The organism is Rhodococcus sp. Leaf247 (assembly GCF_001426185.1).
GTDB lineage: Bacteria > Actinomycetota > Actinomycetes > Mycobacteriales > Mycobacteriaceae > Rhodococcoides.
In genome coordinates this window covers 461,832-488,348 of sequence record NZ_LMRP01000002.1, presented here as the reverse complement: position 1 = coordinate 488,348, position 26,517 = coordinate 461,832, and the positions used below count along the sequence as shown (strand labels likewise).

Below are 26,517 nucleotides of genomic sequence, written 5' to 3'. Positions count from 1 at the left end.
TATTTACACACGAGGAGTACGACGATGACGGATAGCACTCCCACAGGTTCCGAGGATTCCGAAAACTCCAAGGGTTCCGAAGAGACCACCCCGAACGGTGGACGTGCACGGAAGGCGCGCCCGACGCGGGAGCGCCCGCGTCGCCGTCAGCGCCCGCGCGCGGCGACACTCCCGCAGATCCTCGCTGCCGCCGTCGAGGTCGACCCCGATCGCGACGCCATCGTTCTCGTCGACGCCGCCGGCACGTCGCACGCATGGACCTACCGTGAACTCGATACCGCGTCGTCGAAGCTCGCCCGTGAACTGATGGACCGCGGTGTGGGCGCCGAGGACGTCGTCGCCCTCGCCGTGACCCGGTCCGCGCAGTCCATCCTGTCCATCTGGGCCGTCGCCAAGACCGGCGCCGCCTACGTTCCCGTCGATCCGAAGTACCCGGCCGATCGCATCGAGTACATGCTCACCGACTCGGGCGCGAGCATCGGGATCACGACGGCCGAGTACCGGGACGCCCTCCCGGCGTCCGTCGACGTGCGCTGGCTCGTTCTGGGAGACTCCGACCTCGACGCTGCCGTCGAGGCTCGCTCGGGTGATCCGGTCACCTATGCGGACCGCGTGCGCGTCCTCGGACCCGCGAACACCGCGTACATGATCTACACCTCGGGTTCGACGGGTCGACCCAAGGGCGTCGAGGTCACGCACGCCGGTCTGTCGGGACTGGTGGCCGAACAGCGCGAGCGCTACGGCATCGACTCCTCGTCGCGGACCCTCGCCGTCGCGTCCCCGAGTTTCGACGCCTCCGTCTTCGAGCTGCTCATGGCCGTAGGTTCCGGTGCCACCTTGGTCGTGTCCCCGCCGGAGGTCTTCGGCGGCGACGACCTGACCGCACTGATGCGCGCGCAGCGGGTGACGCATGCCGTCATCACGCCGTCGGTGCTCGCGTCGGTGACGCCGTCCGAGCTCCCCGACCTCCGCGTCGTGGTCACCGCGGGTGAGGCCTGCCCTCCCGAACTGGTGTCCCGCTTCGTGACCGACTCCCGCCGGATGTTCAACGGCTTCGGTCCCACCGAGGCCACCATCATGACCAACGGCGCGGAACTGTTCCCGGACGCACCCGTCTCCATCGGCGGCCCGATCCGCGACTTCCGCACCCCCGTCCTCGACGGGCGTCTCCGCGACGTCCCTGCCGGGGTGGCAGGCGAGCTGTACGCCGCCGGACCGGGTCTGGCACGTGGGTATCACGGACGCCCGTCGCTGACCTCCGAGCGTTTCGTCGCCGACCCCTTCGGCGAGCCCGGATCGCGCATGTACCGCACCGGCGACCTCGCGCGCGTACGGGCCGGTGGCGCAGTCGACTATCTGGGCCGTTCCGACTTCCAGGTCAAGGTCCGCGGTTTCCGCATCGAGCTCGGCGAGATCGACGCCGCGCTGAGCGCACACCCGGATGTCCGCTTCGCCGCGGCAGCCGGCCACCAGTTGGCCGACGGGTCCACCGTCCTGGTCGCCTACGTCCAGCCGGAGCCGGGCCACGAGGTCGACGTCGCCGACGTCACCGAGTTCGTCGGCCGCAGCCTCACCGCCTACATGGTGCCGTCCGAGATCATCGTCATCGACGCGGTCCCGTTGACGCCGGTGGGCAAACTCGACCGTGCTGCACTGCCGCAGCCGACGATCGGTACGTCCACCAAGGAGTACCGGGCGCCCCAGTCCGCGACCGAGCGGACCGTCGCGGACGTCCTGTCCGACCTCCTCGCGGCCGAACGAGTGGGCCTCGACGACACCTTCTTCGAGCTCGGCGGCAACTCGCTGCTGGCCACCCAGGTCGTCGCGCGCATCAATCAGGCGGCGCAGTCCCGCATCGCGGTCCGCGACGTCTTCGAAGCGACATCCATCGCGGATCTGGCTGCACGAGTGGATCTCTCACTCGGTGCCCCCGAGCGGCCCCCGCTGGTCCGTCGTTCACGCGACGCCGAACTGCCGCTGTCCTACGCGCAGCAGCGCATGTGGCTGACCAATCAGTACGACGTCAGCTCTCCCGCGTACAACCAGCCCGTCGTCCTGCGGATGACGGGAGCGCTGAACATCGAGGCGCTCGGCCGCGCGTTCGAGGATCTGATCACCCGGCACGAGACGCTCCGCACCGTCTACCCGCAGACCGAGAGCGGTCCGGTGCAGCGCATCGAACCCGCCTCGTCGGTGTCGGTGGTGCTCGAACCGGAGCGGATCGACGAGTCGACGGTGTACGAGCGACTCACCCCGGTGGTTCTGGACGGATTCGACGTGTCGTCCTCGGTCCCGTTCCGCGCGAAGCTGTTTCAGATCGCCGACCAGGACTACGTCCTCGCGGTGGTCATGCACCACATCGCCAGCGACGGTGGGTCGCTCGCCCCCCTCGTGCGCGACCTGACGACGGCCTACGTGGCGCGCAGCGCCGGCTCCGCGCCGGACCTGCCGGAGCTGGAGGTGCAGTACGCGGACTACGCCATGTGGCACCGCGAGCTCCTCGGCGACGAGAACGATCCGGAATCGCTGAGCGCCAAGCAGATCGCGTTCTGGACGCGCGCGCTGGCGGGCACGCCGGAGGTCATCGAACTGCCGACCGACCGCACCCGCCCGGCCCAGCCGTCCTCGCGCGGCGCGACCGTGAACTTCCGTGTGGAGTCCGATGTCGCGGAGGGTCTGAACGAACTGGCCCGTCGCACGAACTCGACGATGTTCATGGTGGTCCATGCCGCGCTCGCGGTGCTGCTGTCCCGCATGGCGGCGACGGACGACGTCTCGGTGGGTACGCAGATCGCCGGGCGCGGCGAGCAAGCTCTCGACCCGCTCGTCGGCATGTTCGGCAACACCCTCGTGCTGCGATCCTTCGTCACCCCGGACGAGTCGTTCGAGGACTTCCTCGTCCGCACGCGCACAGCGGATCTGGACGCGCTCGGCAACTCCGACCTGCCTCTGGACCGGTTGGTGGAGATCCTGCGCCCGCAGCGGTCGCTGGCGTACGCGCCGCTGTTCCAGGTGTTGCTCATGCTGCAGAACTTCGAGCGCACCGAGATCGAACTCCCGGATGTCACCATCGGTCTGCTCGACTCGGACGTCCCGGTCGCCAAGCTGGACCTGACCGTCACCCTCATGGAGCAGGTCGATCCCGACGGCTCGCCCGGAGCGATCGACGGATCTCTGCTGTACGCGACCGATCTGTTCGACGAGGGCACCGCCGCCGCGATCGCCGAGCGCTATGTCGGTATGCTCGCCGCCGTCGTGGCCGACGCGTCGACACCGGTCGGCGATCTGCCGTTGACCACGGCGGGGGAGCAGGACCGGCTCGACTCCCTGCGGGGCGTGGATGCACCGTTGCCGTCCGAGACCCTCGTCGACATGTTCCGTCGCGGTGCCGCGATCGACCCCTCGGCCACCGCGCTGGTGTACGAGGGCGAGTCGCTGACCTACGCCGAGTTCTCCGAGCGGGTCAACCGACTGGCGCGTCACCTTCTCTCCTTGGGCGTGGGCCCGGATACCCGTGTCGCGGTCGGCATGCGGCGATCACTCGAAATGATGATCGGTATCTACGCGGTCCTCGAAGCCGGGGGCGCGTACGTCCCCGTCGATCCGGACCACCCGGCCGAGCGCACCGAGTACGTCCTCGACAGTGCCGCCCCCGTCGTGCTGCTGACCACGTCGCGCGATCACCGGGATCTTCCGGAACACGACAACATCGTCGACGTCGACACCGTCGACCTGTCGGGAGTGTCCGCCGACGCCCTGACCGACGACGAGCGCACGTCCGCTCTGCTGCCGTCGAACATCGCGTACATCATCTACACCTCGGGATCGACCGGACGCCCCAAGGGCGTTGCCGTATCGCATCATTCGGTGATCAACCAGATGCTGTGGATGCACGAGACCTACGATCTGACTGCCGGCGACACGATGCTGCAGAAGACGCCGGTCACCTTCGACGCGTCGGTGTGGGAGTTGTTCCTCCCGCTGCAACTCGGCGCGACGCTGGTCGTGGCCCGGCCCGACGGCCACCTCGACGTGCAGTACTTGCTCGACCAGGCGCGGACGCACCGCATCGCGATCCTCGAGTTCGTGCCGTCCATGCTCGAGCTGTTCATGTCGGACGCCGGTCTGGCGCTGCCGGATTCGCTGCGGTACCTCTCCGTCGGTGGTGAGGCGCTGTCCGTGGACCTGGTCCGACGCTTCGCCGACTCCTCCGCGGCCGAGCTCGACAACACCTACGGCCCCACCGAGGCCACGGTCACCTCGACCCTGCACCGGACCACCGAGGCCGACGTCCGCACCGTCCCGATCGGTCGTCCGATCCGCAACACCGGTGCGCGCGTGCTCGATTCGCGTCTGCACGACGTCCCGGTCGGTGTCCCGGGAGAGCTCTATCTCACGGGTGCCCAGTTGGCGCGGGGCTACTTCGGACGTCCGGATCTCACGTCCGACCGGTTCGTCGCCGATCCCCGCACCACCGGTCTGCGGATGTACCGCACCGGTGACCTGGTGCTGCGCACGGCCGACGGCGAGCTGGAGTTCCTCGGCCGCACCGACTTCCAGGTCAAGCTCCGCGGTCTGCGCATCGAGCTGGGCGAGATCGAGTCCGCCCTGACGGCTCATCCGGACGTGGCACGCGCTGTCGCGATCGTTCATTCCGACGAGCGCACCGGCGAAGCCCTGGTGGCGTACATCGTGCCGGAGGCCGGGCGCGCACCGGAACTGGCGAGTGTTCTCGACCTGGTGGGCGAACGCGTTCCCGCCTACATGGTCCCCTCGCACCTGACGATCCTCGACGAGATCCCGCTGAGCCCCAGCGGCAAGCTGGACCGCCGTGCGCTCCCCGAGCCCGTCGACGTGTCCGGTCCCCGCGAGTACCGCGCCCCCGAGACGGTGTCCGAGAAGGTCGTTGCCGACGTCTTCTCCGCGCTGCTCGACGCGCCGCGTGTGGGCATGGACGACTCGTTCTTCGAGCTCGGTGGCAATTCACTGGTCGGCATGCGAGCGGTGGCTCGTGTCAACGAGGCGCTGGGCAGTTCCATCGGTGTCCGCGACCTCTTCGAGAAGCCCAGCGTCGCTGCGCTCGCCGCGCGGATCGACGCCGCGGCGCAGACCGGACGCACCCGCCCGGTGCTGGCACCGCGCGAGCGTCCCGAGCGGATCCCGCTGTCTCTCGCCCAGTCCCGCATGTGGTTCGTCAACCAGTTCGACACCGAGTCCGCGGCGTACAACATCCCGCTGGTGATCACGCTCCGTGGCGCCCTGGACGTCGACGTGCTCCGGGCCGCCGTCGGCGACGTGCTGGAGCGTCACGAATCCCTGCGCACGCTCTACCCGCAGGTGGACGGCACGCCGTACCAGGTCATCCTTCCGGCCGAGCAGGTCTCCTCGCAGTTCTCGGTCGTCGACGTGGCGTCCGACGCCGTGCAGAGCCGCGTGATCGACATGGTCACGTCCGGGTTCGACGTCACCGCCGAGGTACCGCTGCGCGGCGCATTGCTGCGGATGTCGGACACCGATTCCGTGCTGGCCTTCGTGGTGCACCACGTCAGTGCCGACGGCTTCTCGATGGGGCCGCTGGCCCGCGACGTCATGACCGCGTACGCGGCACGTCAGGCGGGTTCGCCGGCGTGGAGCGAGAACGGCCCGCTGCGTCCGCTCGAGGTGCAGTACGCGGACTTCTCCCTGTGGCAGCGTGAGATGCTCGGGTCCGAGTCGGACCCGGAATCGCTGGCGTCGCAGCAGGAGTCGTACTGGGTGACCCAGCTGGACGACCTGCCCGAGGTCCTCACCCTCCCGTCCGATCGACCGCGCCCGGCCGTGTCCACCGGCGGCGGCGCCGCGGTGAACCACGTCATCGGAGCCGATGTCCACGCCCGCGCCGCGGATGTCGCGCGGGCGCACGACGCCACTCTCTTCATGGTCGTGCACAGCGCGTTGGCCGTCGTGCTGGCGAAGCTGTCGAACACCACCGACATCGCCGTCGGTGCGCCCATCGCCGGCCGCGGTGAGGAAGCGCTCGACGACCTGGTCGGCATGTTCGTCAACACCTTGGTGCTTCGCAGCCATGTGTCGCCCCACGCGTCCTTCGCCGAGCTGCTCGCCGAGACGAAGTCCGTGGACCTGAACGCCTTCGGCAACGCGGACGTTCCCTTCGAACGACTCGTCGAGGTGCTCGCCCCCGAGCGCTCGACGTCGCACAATCCGCTGTTCCAGGTGGCTCTCGCCTTCCAGAACCTCGAGCGCACCACGTTCGAACTCGGCGGACTCGAGGTCGCGCGCTACGACGCCGGGGTGCACTCGGCCAAGTTCGACCTCTCCATCGAGATCACCGAGACCGTCGACGAGTCCGGCGCACCGGCCGGTCTCTCGATCGAGGTCACCTACGCCACCGACCTGTTCGACGCTCCGACCGTGTCGCTGTTCTGCGAGCGACTCGAGCGGGTCCTGGCGGCAGCGATCGATGCTCCGGATCGTGCGGTGGGCGACATCGCGTTGCTCGAACCCGCCGAGGCCGCCGCTCTCGCTCCCGTCACCGGCGACGACCCGGTCGACGAGCGGATCCTCGGCGACCTGCTCGTCGAGGCCGCGGAAATCAACCCGGACGGCCCGGCGCTGGTCTTCGACAGTGCCGTGCTGTTCGAGGGCACCTCGGCGACCTACCGCGAGGTCGCGGACTTCACCGCCCGTCTCGCACGCATCCTCATCGCCCGCGGTATCGGCAGCGGATCCACTGTCGCACTGTCGGTCCCGCGGTCGGCGGAGTCCGTCGCCCTGATGTGGGCGGTCACCCGCACCGGCGCGGCCTTCGTGCCGATCGACCCCAACTACCCGGCCGACCGTATCGAGCACATGGTCACCGACTCGGGTGTCCGCGTCGGTCTCACCCTGGGTGCCCACCGTGGATCTCTGCCCGACGACATCGACTGGCTCGTCGTCGACTCCGACGACCTGCGCCGCCAGGTTTCCGAGGCGTCCTCGGCACCGATCACCGACGCCGAGCGTCTGCGTACCGTGACGCCGTCCGATCGTGCGTACATCATCTACACCTCCGGTTCCACCGGTCTGCCCAAGGGCGTCTCGGTCTCGCACCGTGGCCTGAACCAGCTCGGAGTCTCGCAGCGCGAGCAGTACCGCGTCGAGCGTGACTCGCGGGTCATGCATTTCGCGTCGCCGAGCTTCGATGCATCACTGCTGGAGCTGCTGCTCGCGGTTCCCGCCGCGGCCGCTCTGGTGATCGTGCCGACATCCGTGTACGGCGGCGAGGAGCTGGCGCAGTTCCTGCGTCGTCACGAGGTGACGCACGCCTTCATCACGCCGGCCGCGCTGGCGTCGGTGGATCACACCGGTCTTCCCGCGCTGCAGACCATTTCGGTGGGCGGCGAGGCGTACTCCCAGGATCTGGTGACCAGGTTCGCCCCGGGCCGGCGCATGCTCAACGTGTTCGGACCGACCGAGACCACCATCGTCTCGCACATCGGCAAGCCGATGGTTCCGGGTGGCCCGATGCCGTTCGGCGGCCCGATCCGCGGCGGCCGGGCGATGGTTCTCGATGCTCGCCTCAACCCCGTCCCCGTCGGTGTTCCCGGCGACCTCTACACCGCGGGACCCGGTGTGGCGCAGCACTATCACGAGCGTCGCGCACTGTCCTCCGAGCGGTTCGTCGCCGATCCGTACGGCGACCCCGGTACGCGCATGTACCGCACCGGCGACGTGGTGCGGTGGTGGAAGCGTCCCGAGACGGGCGACCTCGAACTCGAGTACGTCGGTCGCGGTGACTCGCAGATCAAGATTCGCGGCTTCCGCATCGAGCCGGGTGAGATCGACGCGGTGGTCTCCTCCCACCCGGAGGTCCAGTTCGCGCTGACCACTCCCTTCACCACCGCTGCCGGCTCCAAGGTGCTGGTCACCTACGTCACGCTGACCGCGGGATCGCTGCTGCGGGAATCCGACCTGACCGAGTGGGCGGCGGAATCGCTACCGACGCACATGGTTCCGTCGGCGATCGTGGTCATGGACGAGGTGCCGCTCGGTGCCACCGGCAAGGTGGACCGCCGGGCGCTGCCCGCACCGGAGTTCGGTACCGACACCGACACGTACCGCGAACCCGCCACCGAGACCGAACGCGCCCTGGCATCGGTCTTCGCCGACGTGCTCGGCGTCGACCGGGTCGGCGCGGACGACGACTTCTTCGCTCTCGGTGGAGACAGCATCGTCTCCATCCAGCTGGTTTCCCGTGCCCGCGCGGCCGGGCTGTCGCTCAGCCCGCGCGACGTCTTCGAGCGGCGCACGGTGTCCGCACTGGCGGCCGTCGTGTCGACGGGGGAGAACGCCGTCCGCATGCTGCCCGAACTCGAGGGCGGCGGCGTCGGAACACGGCCGCTCACACCTGTCGAGCACTTCATGACCCAGCGCGGCGGCGCGTACGAGCGCTTCTCGCAGAGCGTCGTGCTCGACCTGCCGGCCGGCATCGACGAGGTCCGCCTCGTGGCCACGCTCCAGGCCGTCCTCGACCGGCACGACATGTTCCGCGCGCGGCTGCTCGGTTCCGTCGACGACGGGTTCACCATCGAGACCGCCGCCTCGGGTGCCGTCGACGCAGCATCCCTGCTCACCCGCGTTCCGTTCGACGCCGACCTGACCGGCGACGACCGCGAGAAGGCCGCTCGCGCAGCGCTCGACGCGGCCCTCGACCGCCTCTCGACCGCCGACGGCCGTCTCGTCCAGTTCGTCTGGCTGGACACAGTCCGGCTGGACACGGCGGCAACCTCCGACGCGAACGGCTACCTCGTCGTCGCCGGCCACCACCTCGCCGTCGACGGCGTCTCCTGGCGCATCATCGTCCCCGACCTGGTCACCGCCTGGTTCGCCGTCTCGACGGGCACCGAGCCGCAGCTGCAACCGGTGGGCACCTCCATGCGGACCTGGGCGCACGCCCTGACCGATCAGGCTGCGTCGCGTCGCGACGAACTGCCGTTCTGGACGTCCGTCGTCCGGTCCGAGGACCTCCTTCTGGGTGACCGCGATCTGGACCCGTCGATCGACGTGCAGAACACGCTCGACAAGATCCGGGTCACCGTCCCGGCGGACGTCACCACATCCGTGGTCACCACGCTGCCGCAGGTGTTCCGCGGCGGCGTCAACGACGGATTGCTGTCCGCTCTCGCACTCGCCGTGGCGAAGTGGCGTCGCGAGCGCGGCACCGAGTCCGACTCGTTGCTGCTGCGACTCGAGGGTCACGGCCGCGAGGAAGACGTGCTCGGCGACGCCGGACTCGCGGATCTCTCGCGCACCGTCGGCTGGTTCACGGCCATCTTCCCCGTGTTGCTGAACCTTGCCGACGTCGATCTCGACGACGCGTTCGCCGGAGGTCCGGCGGCGGGTCGAGCGGTCAAGGCCGTCAAGGAGCAGTTGCTCCGAGTTCCCAGCCGCGGCATGGGGTACGGCATGCTGCGCTACCTGGACGACTCGGGCCGGTCCGTGCTGGGCACGTCCGTCGGACAGATCAGCTTCAACTACCTCGGTCGCCTGTCCGCCGGCGAACTCCCCGAGGGCGCAGAGGGACTCGGGTTCCTGCCGTCGTCGGACATCCGCACGCTCGCCGACGTGCCGCTCGACGCGGACATGCCCGCCATCGCTGTGTTGGACATCAACGCGGTGCTCGCGGACGATCAGCTCGGCGCGACGTTCGCGTTCCCCCGGGGGATCCTGTCCTCCGAGGACGTCGAGGTGCTCGGCCGGTACTGGGTCGACGCCTTGACCGCACTCGCGGGCCACGTCGACAGCGGTGAGGCCGGCGGCCTGACGCCGTCCGACATTCCGTTGGTCCCCGTGTCGCAGAAGGACATCGAGGTCTTCGAGAACGACGTCCCGGATCTCGGGGACGTCTGGTCGCTGGCACCTCTGCAGGCGGGTCTGCTCTTCCACTCGTCGATGCAGCCGGCCGACGCTGCGGACGTCTACGTCATGCAGGTCGTTCTCGATCTGACAGGTGAGGTGGATCGAGACCGCTTCGTCGCGGCTGCCGACGCTCTGCTCGCTCGCTACGACGGGCTGCGGACGTCGTTCCGCACCACCGCCGACGGTCGTGCTGTGCAGCTGGTTCCCGATCGTGTCGAGGTGCAATGGGTCGATGTCGACCTGCGCGGCACCGAGGACCTCGAGAGTGCACTGCGCACCGAGCTCGAGACCGAACGCGATCGACGCTTCGCGATGGACGACGCACCGCTGGTGCGGTTCCGGATGATCCGGACCGCCGACGACACGGTCACGCTGTCGTTCATGGCGCACCACATCGTCATCGACGGCTGGTCGATGCCGCTGGTGCTCAAGGACTTGTTGACGCTGTACGCGTTGCGCGGTGACTCGTCGCTGCTTCCCGAAGTGCGTTCCTACCGGTCGTTCCTCGAGTGGCTGTCCGTCCGTGACCGCGCCGTCTCCGTCAAGGCGTGGACCACCGCGTTCGCCGGTGCGGAAGAGCCGACGCTGTTGTCGGGCATCACCGATACGTCCGGTGTCTCCACCGACACGGGCCGTGTCGAGGTCGTCATGGACGAGAAGGTCACGTCCGAGCTCACCGACCTCGGCTCGCGCCTCGGTGTCACGTTGAGCACGATCGTCCAAGCCGTGTGGGGTCTGGTCCTGGCTCGTCAGCTGGGCCGCGACGACGTCGCGTTCGGTGGCACCGTCTCCGGGCGTCCCGCGGACCTCGACGGCGTCGAGACGATGGTCGGACTGTTCATCAACACTCTCCCGGTCCGCGTGCGTATCGACGAGTCCGAGCACATCGAATCGTTCCTGCTGCGACTGCAGGAGGAACAGACCGCGCTCCTCGATCACCACTACCTGGGCCTGGCGGACATCACGACCGCCGTCGGACCCGGTGCGGTGTTCGACTCGATCACCGTCCTCGAGTCCTACCCCGTCGACGAGGAGGGCCTGAAAGCCGCCGCGTCGATCGACGGCATGGCTGTCACGGGCGCACAGGTGCTCGACGCGACGCACTACCCGATCAACGTGGTCACGTTCGCGGACACGCAGATCCGGATGACGCTGCGCTACCTGCGAGACCTGTTCTCCGACGACGACATGGCCGACCTCGGCAGCCGTCTGCAGGCCGTCTTCAGCACCTTCGCCGGTGCCCCCGGGACACCTGTCGGACGCGTCGAGACACTGCTGCCGTCCGAGCGGGAAGACCTGCTCAGCCGTCGCGGATCGGCCGACGTCGATCAGCGCACCCTCGTCGACATTCTCGAATCGGCTGCCGATCGTGCGCCGAACGGCGTTGCTGTACAGCAGGGTTCGCTCCGATGGACCTACACCGATCTGGACGCGCGGGCCTCGCGATTGGCCCGCGTCCTCGTCGACCGCGGCGTCGGACCCGACGTCGTGGTGGCCGTGGCAGTTCCGCGATCGGCGGAGTTCGTCCTGTGCGTGTGGGCCGTCGCGAAGGCGGGCGGCTACGTCGTGCCCGTCGACCCCGCGCATCCCGCCGAGCGCATCGACTACATGGTCCACGACTCGAGTGCTGCGCTCGGCATCACCACCGTCGCCGACCGTCCCGCCGACGTCGAGGGACTGTCGTGGCTGGTCCTGGACGACGAGCAGGTCGCGTCCGAGGTCGACGCGCGCTCGTCCGAGCGGATCACGGACGCCGAACGTCTCGGCTCGATCCGCCTCGACAACGCGTCGTACATGATCTACACGTCCGGCTCGACCGGACAGCCCAAGGGCGTCGTCGTCTCGCACACGGGCCTCGCGAACCTCGTTGCGGCGCAGACGGACAGCCTAAAGATCGACGAGCGGTCCGTCGTTCTCGCCGTCGCCTCGACCAGCTTCGACGCATCGATCTTCGAGATCCTGCTCGCTGCGGGCAATGCAGTTCCGCTGGCTCCGGCGCCGGCCGGGTTCTACGGCGGACCGGACCTGGCCCGGTTCGTGACCGACGAGGGCGTGACCCACATGGTCATCACCCCGTCGGCGCTCGCGACGGTCGAACCCGACGCGGTGCCGTCCGTCCGTGCCGTGATGCCCGTCGGCGAAGCACTCCCGCCCGAACTGATGGCGACGTGGGCCGAGTCGGGCCGCACCGTCGTCAACGGCTACGGCCCCGCCGAGACGACCATCATGATCAACGCGTCGTTGTCGCTGGCCGCCGGTGATCGGATCACCGTCGGTCGCCCCAGCAAGGGCACCACCGAGTACGTCCTCGACGGTCGGCTCCGGCCGGTTCCGGTCGGCGTCCCGGGTGAGCTCTATGCCGGAGGTCCCGGAGTCGCGCGTGGGTACTTCGGTCGCTCGACGCTCACGTCGGAGCGCTTCGTCGCCGACCCGTACGGTCCCGCGGGAAGTCGCCTGTACCGCACCGGTGACGTCGTCCGCTGGACCGAGGCCGGAACGATCGAGTACATCGGCCGCAGCGACTTCCAGGTCAAGATCCGCGGCCAGCGCATCGAGCTCGGTGAGATCGATGCGGCTCTGTCCGCGCACCCGGACGTCGACTTCGCCGTCACGGTGGGTCACCGATCCGCCGGCGGTGTCACCGACCTCGTCTCGTACGTCCTGCCCCGCGAGGGTGTCGACCTCGACATCGCCGCCGTGCACGCGTCGGTCAAGGCGAGTCTGCCCGCGCACATGGTGCCCTCGGTGATCATGCCGCTGACGTCGGTGCCGCTGAACCCGGTCGGCAAGCTCGACCGCGCGGCGCTCCCGGAACCGACACTGGTCCGGTCCCGCGCCGAGTACCGCGCTCCCGAGACCCCCGAGGATCAGGCCGTCGCGGAGGTGTTCGCCGACCTCCTCGGCGTCGAGCGCGTCGGTGTCGACGACAGTTTCTTCGACCTCGGTGGCAATTCACTGGTCGCGACCCAGGCCGTCGCCCGCATCAACGCGGCGCTCGATGCGCACATCGGCGTCCGCGACATCTTCGATGCCTCCACGGTGGGCGAGCTTGCCGCACGGGCACTCTCGGCCGGCGTGGGCGACCGTCCCCGGTTGGTGGCGGGGGAGCGACCCGATCCGGTCCCTCTGTCGTTGGCGCAGCGCCGCATGTGGTTCCTGAACCAGTTCGACACCAGCTCACCGGCTTACAACATCCCGCTGGCGGTCCGGCTCACCGGCTCGCTCGACGTCGAGGCGCTCGAGGAGGCCGTCCGCGACGTCCTCGCCCGCCACGAGACGCTGCGCACGGTCTACCCCGGATCGGAAGACGGTCCGTACCAGGTGATCCTGGGTGTCGACGCGGTCCCGCTCGAGCTCGCACCTCGGCCCGTCGAGACCGACGGCGTCCCCGGCGCCCTGTTCGAGTTCATCGCGGGCGGTTTCGACGTCACCGAGGCAGTGCCCGTCCGCGGTGTGCTTCTGGAGATCGTCGACCCGGCCGGAGACAAGGCCGAGTACGTCCTGTCGATCGTCGTCCACCACATCTCCGCCGACGGCTTCTCTCTCGGACCGCTGGCACGCGACGTCATGGTCGCCTACTCGGCGCGCATCACCGGTGCGGCGCCGGAGTGGGCCCCACTGCCGGTCCAGTACGCCGACTACGCGCTGTGGCAGCGCGCGGTGCTCGGATCCGAGAAGGATCCGGACTCGCTGACCGCCCAGCAGATCTCCTACTGGAAGCAGCAGCTGGTCGGTCTCGACGATCCTCTCGAGCTCCCCTCGGATCGTCCTCGCCCGGCCGTGCAGTCGATGCTGGGCCACTCGGTGCAGTTCTCGCTGACACCGGAGCAGACCGCCGGTCTGCGTGCCGTCGCCGCATCACGTCAGGGCACGCTGTTCATGGCCGTGCACGCTGCATGGTCCGTCCTGCTCGCGACGCTGTCGGGTTCGCGGGACATCGCCGTCGGAACCCCGATCGCCGGTCGTGGTGAACGCGAGCTGGACGACATGGTGGGCATGTTCGTCAACACGCTCGCCCTGCGCCTCGACGTCGATCCGGACGCGTCGTTCGCCGATCTGGTCGCGGCCGCACGGTCGGTCGACCTGTCCGCGTTCGGTCACGCGGACGTGCCGTTCGAGCAGTTGGTCGAGGCCGTCGATCCGCGCCGCTCGACGGCGTACCACCCGATCTTCCAGGTGGGCTTCTCCTTCCAGAACCTCGCACCCGTGACGTTCGAGCTGCCGGACCTCACCGTGGGCGACGTCGGCATCGAAGCGGCTGTCTCGCAGTTCGATCTGCACCTGATCGTCAGCGAGGGCGCCGAGGACGGATCGTTGCAGTCCGTCCTGACGTTTGCCGAGGCACTGTTCGACAAGGCCACCGCCGAGTCGTTCACGCAGCGGTTCTCGCGCGTCGTCGACGCCGTGATCGCGCGTCCCGAGGCCCCCGTGCGGTCGGTCGACGTGCTGAGCGAGGACGAGCGTCGCGCGATCCTCGTCGACGTCAACGACACCGCGGTGTCCGGTGCTCCCACATCGGTCGCGCGGATGTTCGCCGACCGTGTCGCCGAGCGCCCGGACGTTCTCGCCCTCACCGAGGGCGAGATGTCGATCACGTACGCCGAGTTCGGCTCTCGCGTGGCATGTCTGGCACGCGCGCTGCTGGCGGACGGCGTCCGCACCGGCGACCTGGTCGCGGTCGCGATGCCGCGGTCGATCGACTCCATGGTCGCGATGTACGCGGTGGTCCAGGCGGGTGCCGCCTACCTGCCGATCGATCTCGATCATCCGGCCGAGCGCACCGAGTACGTGCTGGGCAATGCTCGACCGTCGCTGATCCTGCTCGGTGGACGGGAGCTGTCCGCGCCGACCGACGTGCCGACGATGGACGTGCTCGCGGCGGAGCTCTCGGAATTCTCCGACGGCCCCGTCACCGACGAGGAGCGCACGCGTCCGCTTCTCGCGGAGGACCCCGTCTACGTCATCTACACCTCCGGCTCGACGGGACGACCCAAGGGCGTCGCGCTGCCGCATCGCGCTGTGGCGAACCAACTCTGGTGGATCCAGAACGAGTTCGCCCTCACGGCCGACGATGCGATGGTGCAGAAGACACCGTCCACGTTCGACCTGTCGGTGTGGGAACTGTGGTGGCCGCTCACCGCCGGCGCCCGTCTCGTCATCGGTTCCCCGGAGGCGAATCGGGATCCCGCCGAACTGGCGCGTCTCATGCGCGAGCAGAACGTCACCGTCGCCGACTTCGTGCCGTCGCTCCTCGGGGCATTCGCCTCGGTGGCGACGTCCGAGGACGTCGCGTCGCTGAGGGCCGTCCTGTGCATCGGCGAGGCGCTTCCGCGTGACGTCGTCACGTCGTTCGCCCGGCTGTCCGATGCCCCCGTGGTCAACCTGTACGGCCCGACGGAAGCTGCCGTCTCGGTCACCGTGCACCACATCGCGCCCGACGAGAGCGGCCCGGTGTCCATCGGTGGACCCGAGTCGAACGTCCAGGTGTACGTCCTCGACAGTCGCCTTCGACCGGTCCCGGTCGGTGTCGCAGGTGAGCTCTATCTCGCGGGCAACCAGCTGGCGCTCGGATACTTCGGCAACACCGCTCTCACCGCGGAACGCTTCGTGGCCGACCCCTTCGGAGCCGGACGTCTCTACCGCACCGGTGACGCCGTCCGCTGGGTCACCCGTGGAGACGCCACGGTTCTCGAGTTCGTCGCACGCACCGACGACCAGGTCAAGGTTCGCGGCTTCCGTATCGAGCTCGGCGAGGTCGAGGCCGCGCTGACATCGGCTGCCGGAGTTGCTGCAGCCGCGGCCGCCGTCGCTCGGACCGCCGGCGGAGAGCTCCTCGTCGGGTACGTCGTCGCGGAACCCGACACGACCGTCGATGTCGACGCCGTGCGCGCCGCGGCAGGGGAGTCGGTGCCGGGCTACATGGTGCCGTCCCGCATCGTCGTCATCGACGAGCTGCCCCTCAGCGTCAACGGCAAGCTCGACCGCCGTCGTCTGCCGTCGGTCGATCTGGACGTGGCGCGCGAGTACCGCGCACCCTCCACCCCGGTCGAGGAGATCGTGGCCGCTGCCTTCGCCGCGGTGCTCGGTGTCGACCGAGTCGGTATGGACGACAACTTCTTCGAGCTCGGCGGCAACTCGTTGTCGGCGACGCAGGTGGTCGCCCGCGTCAACGCGCGGTTGAACACCCGCATCGGTATCCGCGAGATGTTCGAGTCCGCGGACGTCGCGACCTTCGCCGCGCGCGCCGAGTCGGCGTCGACCGCCGAGACGCGTGCTCCGCTGGTGCCGATGGAGCGGCCGGCGCACGTGCCGCTGTCGCTGGCGCAGTCGCGCATGTGGTTCCTGAACCAGTTCGACACGTCCTCGCCCGCGTACAACGTTCCGCTCGCTATCCGGCTCCAGGGCCGGCTCGACCTGGACGCGCTGACCCTGGCGGTCCGCGACGTCCTCGAACGCCACGAGTCTCTGCGAACGGTCTACCCGCAGACCGACGACGGGCCCGCGCAGGTCGTCCTGCCGGCGCGTGACGTTCCGCTGGACCTGCACGCGGAGGACGTCACCGAGGAGAACGTCGCCGCGCGGTTGTTCACGTTCGTCTCCGGCGGATTCGACGTCACGGCCGAGGTTCCGGTCCGCGGACTGCTGCTGCAGATCACCGACGCCCCGGACGACGATCCGGCCTACGTCCTCGGCATCGTCATCCACCACGTCTCGTCCGACGGTTTCTCGCAGGGTCCTCTCGCGCGGGACGTCATGGTGGCCTACACCGCTCGGGTACGCGGTGAGGCACCGTCGTGGACGCCGCTGCCGGTGCAGTACGCCGACTTCGCGCTGTGGCAGCGCATGGTTCTCGGCTCGCTCGACGACGACACCTCCGTCGTCAGCAGGCAGGTCGCGTACTGGAAGACCCGCCTCGCCGGGCTGGGAGACGCGTTGGCGCTGCCGACCGATCGACCGCGCCCCGCGGTGCAGTCGTTGCAGGGCAAGTCGATCCGCTTCGAGATCTCCGCCGAGACGACGGCCGCGCTGACGTCGATCGCGCAGGAACGGCGCGCCACGCTGTTCATGGCGATGCACGCCGGCTGGTCCGTCCTGCTGTCGGCGCTGAGCAGCAGTCGGGACATCGCTGTCGGTACCCCGATCGCCGGCCGCGGCGAGCAGGAGCTCGACGACATGGTCGGCATGTTCGTCAACACGCTCGCTCTGCGCGTCGACGTGAACCCGGACCTGACGTTCGCCGATCTGGTCGAGTCGGTCCGCGAGAGCGACCTGGCGGCCTTCGGCAACGCCGACGTGCCGTTCGAGCAGTTGGTCGAGGCGCTGAATCCGGTGCGCTCCACCGCGTACCACCCGCTGTTCCAGGTCGGCTTCTCCTTCCAGAACCTGTCACCGGTGAGCTTCGAGCTTCCCGATCTGACGGTGTCGGACGCCGGCTTCGACTTCGATGTGTCCCAGTTCGACCTGCACCTCATCGTCAGCGAGAGCGGCACCGATGCCGGGCAGATCGCGATGCTCACCTATGCCACGTCCTTGTTCGACGAGTCCACGGCACAGGTGTTCGTCGAACGGTTCCTGCGCGTTCTCGACGCCGTCGCGGCGCGACCGGACCAGCGCATCGCTGCCGTCGACGTCCTGTCGGCCGACGAGCGTGAGCAGATCCTGGTGCAGCGCAACGACACCGACGTCGCCGGTGTGCCCGAGCTGCTGACGGACATGTTCGCGGCCCGCGTCGCCGCGGCACCTGACTCCACGGCGCTGACGTACGGCGACGAGTCGATCACCTACGGGGAGTTCTCCGAACGTGTGTCGCGCCTGGCCCGCTACCTCGTCGGTGAGGGTGTCCGGACAGGCGATCTGGTCGCCGTCGCGGTACCGCGCTCGTTCGACTCCATGGTCGCGATGTACGGCGTCGTCGCTGCCGGTGCCGGATACCTCCCGATCGACCTCGATCACCCGGCGGAGCGCACGGAGTACGTGCTCTCCAGTGCCGCTCCGTCGATGGCGATCATCTCCGGCACGCCGCTTCCCGTGGAGACGACGATCCCCACCGTCGACCTTTCGACGGTCGACATGTCGTTGTTCGACGGCTCTCCGATGACCGACATCGACCGCAGTCGACCCCTGCTCCCCCAGGACCGCGCCTACGTCATCTACACCTCCGGCTCGACCGGACGGCCGAAGGGCGTGGCGCTGCCGCACCGTGCCGTCGCCAACCAGATGGCGTGGATCCAGAACGAGTACCACCTCACGTCCGAGGACGCGATGGTGCAGAAGACGCCGTCCACGTTCGACCTGTCGGTATGGGAACTGTGGTGGCCGCTGACCGCGGGCGCCCGGTTGGTCCTGGCCTCCCCGGAGGGCAACCGCGACCCGTCCTACCTCGCACGCCTCATGCGGGACGAGCGGATCACCGTGGCCGACTTCGTGCCGTCGCTCCTCGGCGCCTTCTGCGCCCTGGCATCGCGGGAGGACGTGGCCACGCTCCGCGCGGTGCTGTGCATCGGTGAAGCCCTACCGCGCGACGTCGTGACAGCATTCGAATCCCTGTCGGACGCAACGCTCGACAACCTCTACGGCCCCACCGAGGCCGCGGTCTCCGTGACCTCGCACCGCACCGTGCGCGGCGCCAATGGGTCGGTGCCCATCGGCTCACCCGAGGCCAACGTCCGGGTCTACGTACTCGACGATCGACTCAGGCCGGTACCGACGGGCGTCGGCGGCGAGCTGTACCTCGGCGGCACCCAGCTCGCGCTGGGATACGTCGGCCGAGCCGACCTCACGTCGGAACGGTTCGTCGCGAACCCGTTCGACGCCGACGGCTCACGCCTGTACCGCACCGGCGACGCCGTCCGCTGGAACGCCGGCGGTGAGCTGGTCTTCCTCGACCGCACCGACACCCAGGTCAAGGTCCGCGGCTTCCGCATCGAGCTCGGTGAGATCGAAAGCGTTCTCGTGGGCGACGATTCGGTCGCGGCAGCAGCGGTGGCGGTGTCCACCACCGGTGGCGGAGACATGCTCGTCGGCTACGTCGTTCCTGCCCCGGACCGGTCCGTCGATGTCGACGCCGTGCGCGCTCACGCGTCGGAAAGCCTTCCGTCGTACATGGTTCCGCAGCGGATCGTCGTACTCGACAGTCTGCCGCTGTCGATCAACGGCAAGCTGGACCGTCGGCAGTTGCCGTCGGTCGGCGTCGATGCCGGCTCGACCTACCGCGCACCGTCCACCCCGGTGGAGGAAGTGGTGGCCGGTGCCATCGCGTCGGTGCTCGGCGTCGAGCGCGTCGGCGTGGACGACAACTTCTTCGAGCTCGGTGGCAACTCGCTGTCGGCGACACAGGTCATCTCCCGGGTCAACGCGGCACTCAACGCTCGCGTCGGCATCCGCGAGATCTTCGAGGCACCCACGGCCGCGGGGCTCGCAGTGCGTGCGGAACGTGCGGTCGAGTTCGGTACACGCGTCGCCCTGGAACCGCGGGAACGTCCCGAGGAGATCCCGCTGTCCCTCGCGCAGCAGCGCATGTGGTTCCTGAACCGCTTCGACACCTCCTCCGCGGCGTACAACATCCCGCTGGCGATCAAGTTGACGGGTGATCTGGACACCGTCGCTCTCGAGCAGGCGATCACCGATGTGATCGGTCGGCACGAGGTGCTGCGCACGGTGTACCCGGAGGGCGAGAACGGCCCGCACCAGGTGGTGCTCCCGGTCGATCGCACCAACCTGTCGTTGACCGTCGAGGACGTCGATCCGGCACGCATGCGTGCCCGACTCTTCGCCTTCGTCACCGACGGCTTCGACGTGACCCGTGAGGTTCCTGTCCGAGCAGCCATTCTCAGGACGGGTCCGTCCGAGCAGGTGCTCGCCTTCGTGATCCACCACGTGTCGGCGGACGGGTTCTCGCTCGGCCCGCTGGCCCGCGACGTCATGGTGGCGTACTCGTCCCGCATCGCCGGCAATGCCCCGATCTGGGCGCCGCTCCCGGTGCAGTACGCGGACTACACGCTGTGGCAGCTCGAGGTCCTCGGCGACGAGTCGGATCCCACGTCGATCCTGGCCCGACAGCTCGACTTCTGGCGCACCGCTCTCGGCGGAATCGACGGCCCGATCGAGCTGCCGTTCGACCGTCCGCGGCCGGAGATCCAGGTTATGGAGGGTGAATCGGTCCGCTTCCGCATCTCCGCGGATCAGGTGCAGGCGCTGAACCGGGTGGCCACCGCGTCCGGTTCCACGCTGTTCATGGCGATGCACGCTGCCTTCGCTCTCACGCTGGCCAAGTTGTCGGGCTCGCGCGACATCGTCGTCGGCACGCCGATCGCCGGTCGTGGAGAGCAGGAACTCGACAACCTCGTCGGTCAGTTCGCCAACACTCTCGGCCTGCGCCTCGACCTGGACCCGGACATGTCGTTCGGTGAGCTGGTCGAACAGGCACGGGCACGGGACCTCGCCGCCTTCGGCAACGCCGACATCCCGTTCGAGCGGCTCGTCGAGGCCATCAACCCGGAACGGTCGACGGCTCATCACCCGTTGTTCCAGGTGGGCTTCACCTTCCAGAACCTCGAGCAGGTGTCCCTGACGCTGCCCGGGCTCGAGATCTCGGACCTGGGTGTGGAAACCGGAGCCGCACAGTTCGACCTGCAGCTCCTCGTCGGCGCCGAGGAAGGTGGCGACGGTGTCACCAGTGCGCTCGAGTGCGCCCTGACGTTCTCCACCGCCCTGTTCGATCGCAGTACCGCCGACGCGATCGTCGAGCGTCTGCACCGCGTCATCGACACCGTCAACGCCGACCCGACGGTTCCGCTCCGCGCCGTCGACGTCCTGTCCGAGGACGAGCAGCGTGAGCTGCTGGACTCCGTGAACGCCACGGACCGGTCCGGCGCGCCGCTGCTGCTGACCGAGATGTTCACGGGCCGCGTCGCGGCGTCGTCCGACGCGGTGGCGATCACGTTCGAGGGCGAGTCGTCGACCTACGCCGAGCTGGGAGCTCGTGTCGCCCGCCTCGCCCGCCACCTGATCGCATCCGGCGTCGGTACGGGAGACCTCGTGGCCGTCGCGGTTCCGAGGTCCGTCGACTCGATCGTCGCTCTGTACGCGGTCGTTCAGGCGGGTGCGACCTACCTGCCGATCGATCCGGATCATCCCGCCGATCGCACCGAGTACGTCCTCGGTGACGCCCGCCCGACTCTCGTTGTCACGGGCCTCGACGGGTTGGCGGTGCACACCGACGTGCCGCAGGTGGACATCACGACGGTCGACCTGTCCGGGTACTCGGACGCTCCGGTCACCGACGCCGAGCGGTCGCGCACACTGCTGCCCGACGACGCGATCTACGTCATCTACACCTCCGGATCGACCGGTCGACCCAAGGGTGTGGCCCTGCCGCACCGCGCCGTGGCGAACCAGATCTGGTGGATGCAACAGGAGTTCGAGCTCACCGAGGCCGATGCGATGGTGCACAAGACGCCGTCGACCTTCGACCTGTCGGTGTGGGAACTGTGGTGGCCGCTCACGACGGGCGCCCGCCTGGTCGTGGCGAACGCGGAAGGTAACCGCGACCCGGTCTACCTGGCGCGACTGATGCGCGACGAAGCCGTCACCGTGGCGGACTTCGTGCCGTCCCTGCTGGGCGCCTTCACCGCCGTCGCCACGCGGGAGGACATCGCGACGCTGCGCGCGGTCGTCTGCATCGGTGAGGCGTTGCCGCGCGACGTGGTCACGGCGTTTGCACGCCTGTCCGACGCTCACGTGGTCAACCTGTACGGACCGACCGAGGCTGCCGTCTCGGCCACCGTGCACCGCATCACGGCGGACGAGACGGGTGTCGTGCCCATCGGCGCCCCCGAGGCCAACGTCCGCGTCTACGTGTTGGACGACCGTCTGCGGCCCGTTCCGCAGGGCGTCACGGGAGAGCTGTATCTCTCGGGAGTTCAGCTCGCCCGCGGGTACTACGGTCGCTCCGGCCTGACGGCCGAGCGGTTCGTCGCGAATCCGTACGGCGCGGGGCGCCTCTACCGGACCGGCGACGCCGTGCGGTGGAACACCCGTACGGCCGGGACGGGACCGGAACTCGAGTTCGTGGCGCGAACGGACGATCAGGTCAAGGTCCGCGGCTTCCGCATCGAGCTCGGTGAGGTCGAGTCCGCTCTCGCGACGCACGAGAGCGTGTCCGCCGCCGCCGCCGCGGTCAAGAAGGTTGCCGGTGGCGATCTGCTGATCGGCTACGCCGTTCCGCACGAGGACCGCACCGTCGACGTCGACGCGGTCCGCGAGACCATGCGGACACTGGTGCCGGCGTACATGGTGCCGGCACGGATCGTCGTGATCGACGCACTGCCGCTGAGCGTCAACGGCAAGCTCGATCGCCGACAGCTGCCGTCGGTCGACGCCACCGCCGGGCGTGAGTTCCGGGCACCGTCGACGCCGGTCGAGGAAGCCGTCGCGGACGCGTTCGCCTCGGTACTCGGCGTGGATCGGGTCGGAGTGGACGACAACTTCTTCGAGCTGGGCGGAAACTCGCTGTCGGCGACACGGGTGATCGCCCGCATCAATGCGCGTCTCGGCACCACCGTCGGCATCCGCGAGATGTTCGAGACGGCGGATGTCGCAGGATTCGCCGCACGCGTGGAATCCGCCACGTCGGGTGCTCGGATCCCGCTGACGCCGATGGTGCGGCCGGACCGTATCCCGCTGTCGCTGGCTCAGCAGCGGATGTGGTTCCTGAACCAGTTCGACACGGTCTCTCCCGCGTACAACGTCCCCCTGGCCGTGCGGCTCACCGGGGATCTCGACGTCGACGCCCTCGTCCGCGCAGTGCAGGACGTGGTCGCGCGGCACGAGGCGCTCCGCACGCTGTACCCGCAGGACGAGTCGGGGCCGTTCCAGAAGATCGTGCCGCCGTCGGATCACGTACTGGACTTCGAGCGGGACTCGGTGTCGGAGGACGCCGTCCGATCCCGTCTGGTGTCCTTCGTCGCCCGCGGATTCGACGTCACCGCGGCAGTTCCCATCCGGGGTCTGCTGCTCGGCACCGGCCCGGATTCGCACGTGCTGATGATCGTGATGCACCACATCTCGGCGGACGGCTTCTCCATCGGGCCGCTGGCACGGGACGTCATGGTCGCCTACGCGTCGCGCTCCGAGGGGAACGAGCCCGTCTGGCGTCCCCTCGAGGTGCAGTACGCGGACTACACGTTGTGGCAGCGTGAGGCACTCGGTTCGGTCGAGGACCCGACATCGGTTCTCGGCGAACAGATCTCGTACTGGAAGTCGACCATGGCCGGTCTCGACGGCCCGCTCGAGCTGCCGTTCGACAGGCCGAGGCCCGAGGTCCAGTCGATGTCCGGCAAGGAGATCGGCTTCTTCCTGCCCGCCCGCGTCATGGACGCCCTCCAGGAGGTCTGCCAGGGGTCGCGCGCCACGCTGTTCATGGGCGTCCACTCGGCGTTCTCGGTGCTGCTGTCGAAGTTGGCGAACAGCCGGGACATCGTGGTCGGCACACCGATCGCGGGTCGCGGCGACGAAGCGCTCGACGACCTGGTGGGAATGTTCGTCAACACGCTCGCCCTGCGTCTCGACGTCGATCCCCACCAGTCGTTCCGCGATCTCGTCCAGGCCGCCTCGGCGGTCGACCTCGGCGCGTTCGCGAATGCCGACGTGCCGTTCGAGACAGTGGTCGAAGCGGTGGACCCGGAGCGGTCCACGGCCTTCAACCCGCTGTTCCAGGTGGGCTTCTCGTTCCAGAACCTCGCACCGGTGCAGGCGAGCCTGGCGGGTCTCGAGGTCGCGGCACTCGATCCGGGGGCCGAGATCTCGCAGTACGACCTGCATCTCGTGGTCGCCGAGGGCGGCGAGAACTCCGAGCGTGGGCGCGGGCTCGAACTCGCCTTCACCTACGCGACGTCGCTGTTCGACGAGGCCACGGTGCAGTCGTTCGCCGACAGGTTCCTGCGCGTGCTCGAGACCGCGGCGTTCGCACCGGACACGATGGTGCGCGACATCGAGATCATGAGCAGCGACGAGAAGCGTCTCGTCGTCGAGGACCGCAACCGGACGGCCATGCCGGGGGTCCCGTCGACGGTCACCGAGATGCTCGATCACCGATTCGCTGCGTCGCCCGACGAGGTCGCGATCGTGGCCGGTGACGTCTCGCTCACGTACCGCCAGTTCGACGAGCGAGTCGACCGGTTGGCGCGGTACCTCATCGCGCACGCCGTCGGACCCGGTGACCTGGTCGCCGTCGCGATCCCGCGATCGTTCGACATGATGATCGCTCTGCACGCCGTGGTGAGGTCGGGGGCCGCGTACCTGCCGATCGATCTCGAGCACCCGGCGGAGCGGACGAAGTACGTGCTCCAGAACGCGCGGCCTCGCGGAGTGCTGACGGTGTCGCCGATCGTCCTCGATCTCGAGGACACGGGGTGCACGCGGGTCGACGTGGACACGCTCGACCTGTCCGATTACTCGGGCGGGCACATCGAGGACCACGAGCGGACGCGTCCTATCACGGGCGACGACCTGATGTACATCATCTACACCTCGGGGTCGACGGGCCGCCCCAAGGGCGTCGCCGTCGGTCACTCCGCGGTGGCGAACCAGCTCGCGTGGATGACCCGGGAGTACGGGTTGTCCACGGCCGACGCCGTCGTGCAGAAGACGCCGGTGACGTTCGACGTCTCGGTGTGGGAACTGTGGTGGCCGATCACCGCCGGTGCGACGGTCGTGCTGGCCAAGCCCGGCGGACAGAGCGATTCGCTGTACATCGCGGATCTGATCCGGACGCAGAACGTCACGATCGCCGTGTTCGTGCCGTCCCCGTTCGTTGCGTTCCTGACGGTCGCGGAGGCGGCGGACGTGGCATCGGTCCGTGCGGTGCTGTGCGCCGGCGAGGCACTGCCTCGGGACAGCGTCGATGCGTTCGGTCGCATCAGCGACGCACAGGTCGACAACCTGTACGGACCCACCGAGGCGGCCGTCACGGTCACACGCTTCTCGGGTGCCTACACGGGTACGTCCGCGTCCATCCCGATCGGCAAGCCGGCGGCCAACACCAGCGTCTACGTCCTCGACGGTGCGCTGAAGCCCGTTCCCGACGGGGTCGCCGGTGAGCTGTACCTGGCCGGTGATCAGCTGGCCTGGGGATACTTCGGTCGGTCGGATCTGACGTCGGACCGTTTCGTCGCGAACCCGTTCGCGCCGGGACGGATGTACCGGACCGGTGACGCTGTGCGCTGGTCGAGCACCGGTGACATCGACTACCTCGGTCGAACCGACGACCAGGTCAAGGTGCGCGGTTTCCGCATCGAGCTCGGCGAGGTGGAGAAGGTTCTCGCGTCGTTCCCCGGCATCACCATCGCCGCTGCGGCGGTGAAGAAGTTCGGTGGCAGCGCAGCCCTGATCGGCTACGTCGTGCCCGAGGAGGGGACGACGGTGGACCTGATCGACCTCGAGGAGTTCGCCGGGACCAGGTTGCCGTCCTACATGGTGCCGAGTCGGACCGTCGTCATCGACTCGATCCCCCTCGGCGCCAGCGGGAAGATGGATCGCAAGTCGCTTCCGAGTCCGGACGCGGGTGTGCAGCGCGACTACCGTGCGCCGTCGACACCGCTGGAAACGGCATTCGTCGACGTCTTCGCGAGTGTGCTGGGCGTCGATCGTGTGGGAGTCGACGACAACTTCTTCGAGCTGGGCGGCAACTCGCTCAGTGCGACCAAGCTGTTGTCGGCGGTCCGTGCGTCCGACGTCATCGACCTCGACGTCCCGTTGCAGTGGATCTTCACCTCGCCCACCCCGGCCACCCTCGCGGCGCGGGTGGAGGCCGGTGCGATCGACGACGACAAGGATGCGCTGGGCGTGCTGCTGCCGATCCGGACGACCGGGAGTCAGCCGGCGCTGTTCTGTTTCCACCCGATCGTCGGACTGGCGTGGAGCTTCACGGGCCTGGCCTCGAGGTTGGATCCGGAGATCCCGATCTACGGCATCCAGACGCCGGCGCTCTCGGGCGACGACACGCTCGAGGAGTCACTTGTCGCAGTGGCGGAGCGGTACCTCGCCGAGATCCGGACGGTCAGTCCCGAGGGTCCGTACAGATTGCTCGGGTGGTCTTTCGGTGGGAAGGTCGCGCACGCAGTTGCTGTACTCCTGAGGGAGGCGGGTGAGGTCGTCGACCTCGTTGCCGTCCTGGATACCTACGGGAGTGCACCGTCGACTTCCTCCTCCGACACGGAGTCCGGTTTGTCGCTGACGGAGATACTGGGTGCAGTCGGTGTGAGCACGGAAGGCGTCCCGGATATCCCCTTGGAGAACACCGCAGACGCCGCACGCATGATCGCGTCGGCGCCGTCGGTAGCAAAGGTGTTGGACGAGCGCACCATCGAGCTGATGTTGAAGGGTGCGGCACACAACGGCAGCTTGATGGAACAGCATCACCCCGGCTACTTCGACGGTCGGATGCTGTTCTTCGCCGCGGCCGCCGACGATCCGACCGGACGTGTCTACGCGGACTCGTGGCTGCCCTACGCCGACGTCGTGGACGCGTACTCGGTCCCGGTGACGCACTGGTCGATGACGACCGACGCAGCGTGGGACGTCATCGTTCCGGCACTGCGCAGGGCATTGGGGAACTGACGA

The 26,517-nt window shown here is 68.7% G+C and carries 1 protein-coding gene; it reads left to right on the top strand.

Annotated elements, in window-relative coordinates; all coding sequences use genetic code 11:
* Positions 1-24 precede the first annotated feature (24 nt).
* Positions 25-26,514 carry a non-ribosomal peptide synthetase gene (locus tag ASG64_RS11570; protein ID WP_056073708.1) on the top strand — a complete coding sequence of 8,830 codons (26,490 nt, stop codon included), beginning with the start codon at positions 25-27 and terminating at the stop codon, positions 26,512-26,514.
* The last annotated feature ends 3 nt before the right edge of the window (positions 26,515-26,517 follow it).

Excerpts from the sequence above, each read along its gene's own strand:
- ASG64_RS11570 (WP_056073708.1), top strand. The coding sequence starts at position 25 with ATGACGGATAGCACTCCCACAGGTTCCGAGGATTCCGAAAACTCCAAG.